The organism is Brevundimonas sp. UYEF29 (genome assembly GCF_040546195.1).
GTDB lineage: Bacteria > Pseudomonadota > Alphaproteobacteria > Caulobacterales > Caulobacteraceae > Brevundimonas > Brevundimonas huaxiensis.
Genome location: NZ_JBEPNH010000018.1, coordinates 1 through 7,739 on the forward strand (window position 1 = coordinate 1; position 7,739 = coordinate 7,739).

The window sequence follows — 7,739 nt, forward strand, 5'->3', positions numbered from 1 at the left end:
TGCGCTGACCGGCCTCTTGCCAACCCCGACAACCCCAGCTCAGATCACCAAAGGACTCTCGTTATGGCTGGATGAGAAATGGGGGTCACGTCACAACCAATCTCATCACTTCAAACGCCGCAATCCGAAGCCGGGGTTTTGAGGTTGAGTTGACCGCGCGACCGGACCCGACGCTGAACCTCACCGCATCACTCGGTTACGTCGACTCCATCTACACCGATTATCGCTTCTCAGCGGTTCAGGACTTCACCGGAAACCGCGTCAAGCTTGTGCCTCGGTTCGACGCGTCTCTTGCCGCGAGCTGGCGACCGTGGCGCGGTCTTTTCCTCCGGGGCGAGGCGAATGCGGTCGGTGACACGCCTCTGCACCCAGAGAATATAGCCAAACAGAACGCCTACGTTTTGCTGAACGCGCAGGTCGGCTGGGAGCAGGATGGGTGGGATTTGCGTCTGTTCGTCGACAACATCACCGACGAGCGGGTTTTCACGACCCAAGCCTATTCGAACTTCGCGTTCGGATTTGACGGCACCTACTACGCGGGGATCGGCTCACCTCGCGTCATAGGTCTACGTTTAGCCCGTCGGTGGAGGTGAGTGTCGCCCGATAGCTCGACGAACCAGTGATGTTTCGCAATAGCTCAGTTGCTCCGGTCGCTAGCTAAGAAGTTGCTGGTCGGACGAGGTCTGTTGCCAGATGCAACTGGCTTCTTAGGCGCTGGATGGCTGCGACGCGTTCGCCAAGTTCCACCCGCCGATCGACGCGCTTAGCTACGCTCACCACAGGGGCGAAGACCATCCCGCCGTCTGCGAACTCGACGATGTGAAGAAGCGTTGCAGTCTACAAGCTTCGGTCGTCGGCCGCGCTTGGCGGCGCACGGTGATCCTCCCTCGTTTCAGTGGACACCCATGCTAGCTTTTCGGAGCTGGAGAGGAGTGTCTGATGAGTGCTCAACGCCGTGTGTTTCCGGAATCGTTCAAGCGGGAGGCCGTTGATCGGGTCGCCAACAGTGGGCTGACCGCCGGCGCGGTCGCCAGAGAGTTGGGGCTGCACGAGACGGTGCTGCGTCGATGGATGACGCAGTTCGGGGTGCAGGCGACGGGGACGACGCGGCGCCCCACAACGCAGGCGCCGTCCCCGTCGCCGTCGGACTTGGCGGCGGAGTTGGCCCGGTTGCGGCGGGAGAACGGTCAGCTTCGGATGGAGCGAGACATCCTAAAAAAAGCCGCGCTCATCTTCGGAGCGACCTCCCGATGAAGTTCGGGTTCGTCGATGGGCATCGTCAGGTCTGGCCGGTCCGCGTGATGTGCGCGGTTCTCGGCTTGTCGGCCAGCGGTTACTACGCCTGGCGCGGTCGCCCCGAGAGCCGGCGGTCTGTCGCCAACCGCGAGCTGACCGAGGATATTCGGCTGATCCACGCCGAGAGCAGCGGCTGCTACGGCTCGCCGCGCATCCACGCCACGCTTCGCCGGCATGGGCGTCGGGTCGGACGATCCCGTGTGGAGCGGCTGATGCGCCGCGCCGGCCTTCGAGGGCTGGCGGCCCTGCCGCGTCGGGCCAGGACGACGAACAGCCGTCACGGCTATCCGATCGCGCCCAACCGGTTGGCACGCAACTTCGAAGCGGCGGCGCCCAACCAGGTCTGGCTCGCCGACCTGACCTACATCCCGACCGGTGAAGGCTGGCTCTACCTCGCCGCCATCCTCGACATGCACACCCGCAAGATCGTCGGCTGGTCCATGCGCCAGACCCTGCACACCGAGATCGCGCTCGATGCCCTCAACATGGCGGTCGAACGCCAGCGCCCCGCGCCCGGCCTGATCCATCATTCGGATCGCGGGATCCAATACGCCGCCGAAGCCTATCGATCAGCCCTGGCCCGATCCGGCATCACCCCGTCGATGAGCCGCAAGGGCGACTGCTGGGACAATGCTCCGATGGAAAGCTTCTTCCACACCCTCAAAACCGAGCGCGTCCATCACCGCGTCTACGCCACCCGCGACCAGGCCCGTCGCGACTTGTTCGGATACATAGAGGGCTTCTACAATCCCCGTCGCCTGCACTCGTCACTGGGCTACATCAGCCCCGCCGAGGCCGAACGCAGAGCGGCTTAACCCCGTCCACTTTTGCGGGGGAAGATCAACGGCGGTCCTATAGTAGCACAAACGGCGACACATATTCGTTATGCTTTTCCAGTGGGGGGCGCCACCCCTCTCTTTGGGGATGGCGCTACAAGCGCTCGCCGAGCACTCAATAAGATGACACTGTTGCGGTATGTGAGCGTGCCGGCGATTGGCGCCCAGTCGAGTTGCGCGGCACTGACCGTGCCCTCTTAAACCGACCGTAACGAGATCGCCTCGGCGTTAGGCCCATCGGAGTGGCGGTGATCGTAAGATGGTTCAGTAGGAACACTCTCGGGAAGGCGTATGGGCATTTGCATCCCGGACGTCATTATCGCGTCGAACGCGACTTCCGTGATCATGACGGACGCCTCCATCGCCAGGGGCAACAATGGCGCTACCGCACATACACATTTCTTCCCTATGAAGATGGCCTGTCGCTTTTCTTTCTCACCAAGGACGGCGACGATCTGGAGATTCGCCTTCAGGATCGAACCGGTGCCGAAGCAGCGATTATTGCAGCCCTGAGTGATGTCCTCCCGCAATGCGAGCCGTTTTATCGAAGCGTGTTTGCTGGCCTGCTAGCCGTCGATGGCGACAAGCTGGTTTCCTTCGACGGCGTCGATCGAGTGGCCTTCGGTTGGCAGGACGTTACTACGGTCGCCGCTTTCTATGGGCAGCAGCACTACGACGAGACGCGTTGCCTCACGATCAGCCATCGCCGTGGAACCGCAATCTTCCTGGCAGAGACTCATAGCGTGTGGCACCCCTTCCTCGACGGCTTGGAAACGAGGTTAGAGCGGGTCGTGCCTCGCCAGAGATGGCTGAAAACCTTGGACGAGGATCGATCCCGATCCATCCCAGTGTTCAAGCGTTCACGTCTTTAGATGCGTCCGTGAATCCTGCTGGCCATCGTTTTAAAAAAAATAGGAAGCAGCGCGGACGGCGGCTTCTCAGAAAAGGTACCATCGATCTTTCGCTCGAAGTTGTTGGCAGTTCGGTCGTTCTGACAGATGCCGATACAGCCGTGGCTACTCGGGAAGCGCGTTCTCCGAAAAATGCTTGCGGATGAAGTCGAGCTTGGGATCGATGTATCGACGACAAAAGGGTCTGTTTGGGTCGGTGCGATAATAGTTCTGGTATCTCTCGTCCGAAGCCTTGAAGCCCACGAACGGCAGGATGAGGGTGTGGACCGGCTTGCCGGCCTCCTCAGCGAGTCCGCGTATCGCCTCTTCGGCTTCGACCCGCTGACTCTCGTCGAAGATATAGATCGCGCTTCGGTATTTGTTTTCAACCGAGCGGGCACGTGTAGCGGAGTGTGTGCGCAGGTGCACCTCGGACAGTGTCCCCAGCCCGATAACGGAGGGTTCGAACGTCACGACCACCCCCTCAGCCCAGGTGTTCGCCGGGGCGGCCGATTGTAGGAAACCCTGCTCGACCTGCGTGACGCCACGCAACGCTTGGAAAACGCCCTCGGTGCACCAGTGGCAACCTCCTCCAAAGCCAACCTTTGCCATACTTAACTCCTGCGCAAAGGCACAACGGCCGGGCCAGACTTATCGAGCTGGCGGACGAACGCGATGATCCGCTGTCCGACATCGTTCGCCATTTCGACATGAGGGTAGTGTCCAGCGCCCTCGACAATCATGGTTTCGGCATGGAGCCTCGAAGCCAAGCTCCGGGCTTCTTCGACAGGGTCCGTGAAGTCGGGATCCTTTGTGCCCATGACGATGAGGCTCGGCACAGAGATCTCGTCCAAGATCGCTGCGGTGTCGGACTTCGACAATGAGAGCATCGTCAAGAGAGCCTGCATGCGCTTTGGCTCCCTGAGGTTTGCAGCAATCGCCGCTTTTACCTCAGCATGATCCGGCGCCGGTTTCGTCGGGAATAGGCTGCTCCAGTAAGTGGTCCAGAACCAGGTTCGCCATGGCCCCGCGAATCCGAGCCCAAGGACAAGTTTCTGGATCGTCGTGAGGGGAAGATCGCGAACGATCGGACCGAGCAGCACCACCCCGTTGACGTGACTAGGAGCTTCCTTGGCAGCCCAAAGCGCGGAGCCGGCTGCGAACGAGTTGCCCATGATCACGGCTGGCCCGTCAGCCAACTGTCGGAGGATGGCGACGGCGTCACGGCCGACCGCTCGCGCGGAGTAATCCGACCACTCCGGCGACGATTGGCCGAATCCGCGGACGTCCATCGTCACCACTCGGCATCCCGCATGCTGCAGCATGGGCTTGATGAGCCGATACTCGGAGCGCAGGTCTCCCATTCCTGGGATGCCTACGACGAGAGGTCCGGTTCCACCCGTATCGTCGAAGGCTATCCTACCGCCCTCTGTCTGAAGGAACTGGGTCTGCACATCGTTAGGCGCCATGAAACGATCCGATCCGTTGAGCAGCAGACCTATCGGCTGACTTCGAAAAGGAACCACGCTCGGCGTTCCGCTTCGTCGGTCCAGGTATCGATCAGGCCGGAGGTCGCGTTGTCCTTCGCCTCGTCGGCGACTTCCTTTGCGCGGCGCAGCGACTCGACCATGTGAAGATTATCGGCGCGCAGCTCCGCCAGCATGTCCTGCGGCGTGACGAACTCAGCGTCGTTGTCCTTGATCGTCTGGTGGCGGGCGATATCGCCGATCGATCGTATGGTCGTATTTCCGGTCTTCCGGGCGCGCTCCGCCATCGCATCGGTCGCTGCGAGGATTTCCGCAGCTTGCTCATCGAGAAGGAGATGGTAGTCCCTGAAGTACGGGCCCGAGACATGCCAGTGAAAGTTCTTTGTCTTGAGGTAGACCGCATAGCTGTTCGCCAATATTATCTTCAGCGCGTCGGCAACCGTCATGGTCGCGTTCTCGTCGAGGTCAGATGGTGAAGGCACGGTTGCAGCACTGGAGTTTGTCATCGCGTGAACTTCCTCGATGATGGCTTGCGCAAAAGATCAGCGCCGATTCTCTGGCACGCTGAGGTATAGAGGATGAATTTACCTCAGATCGAAGTCCAATGGCTTGTGTCTATAGTTTCGATAGTTCTGGCGACCAGAAGGGCGCTTGGAGCGGCACGGGAACATGGGAAGGCAGCGAACCCCACATGCTCATCAGGCATTCGGCTGATAGCCCAATACGAAAGCGATAACCTTCTCCGAGGACATCTCGCACGGCTTCAGCGACGCACTGCCCGAAGCAACGCGATACAGATTGAAGCTGACGATGTCGTTCCCGGCTAGTTCTCGAGCAAAAAGGCTGTTCCTCCGTCCATCCTCCGACCGACGAACCGTCACGCCGAAACGCCTGCCTTCGTAAGCGCCTTCGCTATACCCCTCAGGCAGACGCTCGAAAGCCGTATCGAATTCTGGATGGTCCATTCTGCATCACCGCCAATCGGCCTTCGCCCTGCGAACGTGAGTGCCGCGCCATGCGATTGGAGTCATCGCGTCAGTCTGACGTTGCGGCCCCAAAGAAACCCCGCGTCATTAGCGCTAGCGAAGTCCGGGTCTACGTAGATGAAAACACGCTTGATAAGCGCGCCGTCGAACTCGAATACGTTGGCGAAACGGCCTTCGGATCGGCCTTCAACCGGCCACGCCGTGCCGTCAGCCATAACGCCACCTTCAAAGCCTTCCACGATCACGTGGTCGCGGGCTACGTGGAAGGTCATGCGATCGAAATCGTGCTCGATCCGCTGAAGCGACCCCAACAGGGGTCGTTTGCGGGAGAGGGCGAAATCCTACGCTAAGGCTTTGGCCAACGATATTCTCCGGTAAGATTGATGTGTTCCCAGGGGATAGGAGAAGTCGCTTGATATCTAGTATGACGTCTGTCGCACCTGCTTGATCGCGGCCGCGATAGCTAGATCGCGTTGCTCCTCTTCTCCATCCGCGTTCCAAGCTGCGGAAAGGCACCCATAAGCGTACGCCTGGTCGAGCAGGCGACGCGGATCGACGTCCAGCGCACGAGAGAATGCGTCCGCCATCTGTGCAATGCGTCTAGGATCGAGACAAAGGTCGTCTCTGTCAGCCGGATCGTAGAACATATTGGCGGCGCCAAAGCCCACTTCACCGACCAGACCGACGGGATCTATCACCAGCCAGCCGCGACTGGAGAACATGATGTTTTCATGATGCAGATCGCCATGTAGCCCACGCAGTTCCGAGGCATTGCTCATCATTTGATCGGCTATAATCGCCGCGTGGACGTAGTCAGTTTGACAACCTGCGTTTTGATCATCGCGCGCCCGCTGAAACAAAGCTGCAAAGCGATCCCGGATCGGGAGAAGGGCAGAAGGCAGGGGTTCCTCAGATGCGGCATACAGCTTCGCCATTAGTTCCGCTGCAATTTCGGTCGCCTGGTAGTCGCCGTGCTCGGCAACGATGTGAGAGAGCATTCGCTCCCCGGCATATTCGAGCAACATCAGATTGTTCTCACGACCGAGCAACCGGACTGCTCCCCTCCCATTGCGCCATACCAGATAGTCGGCCCCGCGCAGTTCATCAGCAATGTCTTCTATAGGTTTCAATCCCTTGACGATTGCAGGAGTCCCGTCTGGCAATGAAACTTTCCAAACGAGGCTGGAAAAGGTGTCCGCAATGAGAACAGGTTGCGAAACGTGCCAATGAGCAGGAAAAACAGGCGGCATGAACATCAACCCCAAGTCAGAGGGTCCAATCGCAGATAGAAGGCAAGGCGTTCGCGGTCGGGGGCTTCGATCCCCAATACATTGAATAGGACAGCGAAGGCGCGCTCTGCTTCATCTGGCGCTGCCCAGTTCTCTTCGGCGTTAGCAATCATGAGTGCCAAATCGGCATAGCGATCTGCTGTTCCGAGCCGCCCAAGGTCGATCAGACCCGTGCATTGAAGAGTTTTAGGGTCCACCATGAAGTTCGGCATGCAGGGATCACCATGGCAAACAACCATATCGGTGCGCTCTTGGTCGAGCCGCACCGGTAGCTCTCGTTCGACACGAGCCAAAAGATCGAGCTGCGGCGTACTCTTGTCCTCGTCCGGTAAGAAGTCGGGATTGACGGCATTGCGGGACACCACATCAACGGCGCGTCCGAACATTCGCGACAGCCTGCGCTCAAACGGACATTGATCAACCGATAGGCTGTGAACAGCGCCAAGTTGCTGCCCCATTGACGGCCACGCTTTGAGCAAATCCGCTCCAGACAGATCAGCCGCCGGTACTCCCGGAATTGCCGTTATCACCAAGCATGCACCCTCCTGTTCCTCCTGCCAGTTGATCACCTCGGGGCAAGCCACACCTCGACCTTTGAGCCAAATGAGGCGGTCACGCTCTCCAGCGAGCTCACCGCGGCGGGAAGCAGGTGCGATTTTCGCGAAGGCATGCCCGTCACCACGTCGAAAAACAAAATCACCAGATTCTCCGCCTCTGACAGGCAACCAGTCAGAATGCGATTCACCAAAAAAAATATTAGTTCGATTCAATGGAGGTTCCTTCAGTTTTCTGATGAAGCGCGGAGGTGGCTCAACCTGCGAAAAGAAACGAGTTGCTACGTAAGTCCGAGAACATGCTTTCCATGGTCTCTGAGCTCGCCTTTGGGACCGACATATCGGTAGAGAGTGACGCGCTCGATGCCGAGTTCCTTGCAGAGATCGGAAACTGAAGTATC

10 protein-coding genes are annotated in these 7,739 nt (G+C 59.2%); 3 read left to right on the forward strand and 7 right to left on the reverse strand.

Translation table 11 applies throughout. The annotated features are described in order from the left end of the window. The first annotated feature begins 71 nt into the window (after positions 1 to 71). From ABIB58_RS16285 to ABIB58_RS16295, 3 genes are all read left to right on the forward strand, one after another. Positions 72 to 593 carry a TonB-dependent receptor domain-containing protein gene (locus ABIB58_RS16285; protein ID WP_354042995.1) on the forward strand — a complete coding sequence of 174 codons (522 nt, stop codon included), beginning with the start codon at positions 72 to 74 and terminating at the stop codon, positions 591 to 593. A gap of 346 nt (positions 594 to 939) precedes the next feature. Next, a protein-coding gene (locus ABIB58_RS16290; RefSeq protein ID WP_354042999.1) for an IS3 family transposase occupies positions 940 to 2,111 on the forward strand; the annotation gives its coding sequence in 2 pieces (ribosomal slippage) (positions 940 to 1,213 and positions 1,213 to 2,111; 1,173 coding nt in all). A 320-nt stretch (positions 2,112 to 2,431) separates the two neighbouring features. Beyond that, the gene (locus ABIB58_RS16295; protein WP_161632267.1) at positions 2,432 to 3,004 is read left to right on the forward strand and encodes a DUF3601 domain-containing protein; all 573 of its coding nucleotides are present in this window, start codon (positions 2,432 to 2,434) and stop codon (positions 3,002 to 3,004) included. 144 nt (positions 3,005 to 3,148) lie between these two features. On the opposite strand, the gene ABIB58_RS16300 is transcribed toward ABIB58_RS16295, so the two are convergent. The 7 genes from ABIB58_RS16300 to aph(3'')-Ib all read right to left on the reverse strand — a co-directional run bounded on the left by ABIB58_RS16300 (position 3,149) and on the right by aph(3'')-Ib (position 7,554). Then, positions 3,149 to 3,634, reverse strand: coding sequence for a peptide-methionine (S)-S-oxide reductase (locus ABIB58_RS16300; RefSeq protein ID WP_024350780.1), 486 nt, complete (start codon positions 3,632 to 3,634; stop codon positions 3,149 to 3,151). Between the two features lie 2 nt (positions 3,635 to 3,636). Next, positions 3,637 to 4,491, reverse strand: coding sequence for an alpha/beta fold hydrolase (locus tag ABIB58_RS16305; RefSeq protein ID WP_024350781.1), 855 nt, complete (start codon positions 4,489 to 4,491; stop codon positions 3,637 to 3,639). 29 nt (positions 4,492 to 4,520) lie between these two features. Further along, entirely contained in the window at positions 4,521 to 5,015 is a 495-nt protein-coding gene (locus ABIB58_RS16310) for a Dps family protein (protein ID WP_024350782.1), read from the reverse strand. A gap of 192 nt (positions 5,016 to 5,207) precedes the next feature. Beyond that, positions 5,208 to 5,474 (reverse strand): hypothetical protein, encoded by a 267-nt coding sequence (locus ABIB58_RS16315; protein ID WP_024588016.1) that lies wholly within the window; start codon positions 5,472 to 5,474, stop codon positions 5,208 to 5,210. A gap of 62 nt (positions 5,475 to 5,536) precedes the next feature. Continuing rightward, positions 5,537 to 5,806, reverse strand: a complete 270-nt coding sequence (locus tag ABIB58_RS16320; protein WP_354043008.1) for a hypothetical protein — start codon at positions 5,804 to 5,806, stop codon at positions 5,537 to 5,539. A gap of 108 nt (positions 5,807 to 5,914) precedes the next feature. After that, a complete protein-coding gene (locus tag ABIB58_RS16325) occupies positions 5,915 to 6,751 on the reverse strand; it encodes an aminoglycoside O-phosphotransferase APH(6)-Id (RefSeq protein WP_000480968.1) in 837 nt (278 codons plus the stop codon). Next, positions 6,751 to 7,554, reverse strand: a complete 804-nt coding sequence (gene aph(3'')-Ib, locus ABIB58_RS16330; protein WP_001082319.1) for an aminoglycoside O-phosphotransferase APH(3'')-Ib — start codon at positions 7,552 to 7,554, stop codon at positions 6,751 to 6,753. Before aph(3'')-Ib ends, ABIB58_RS16325 begins: the two co-directional genes overlap by 1 nt. Positions 7,555 to 7,739: the final 185 nt, after the last annotated feature.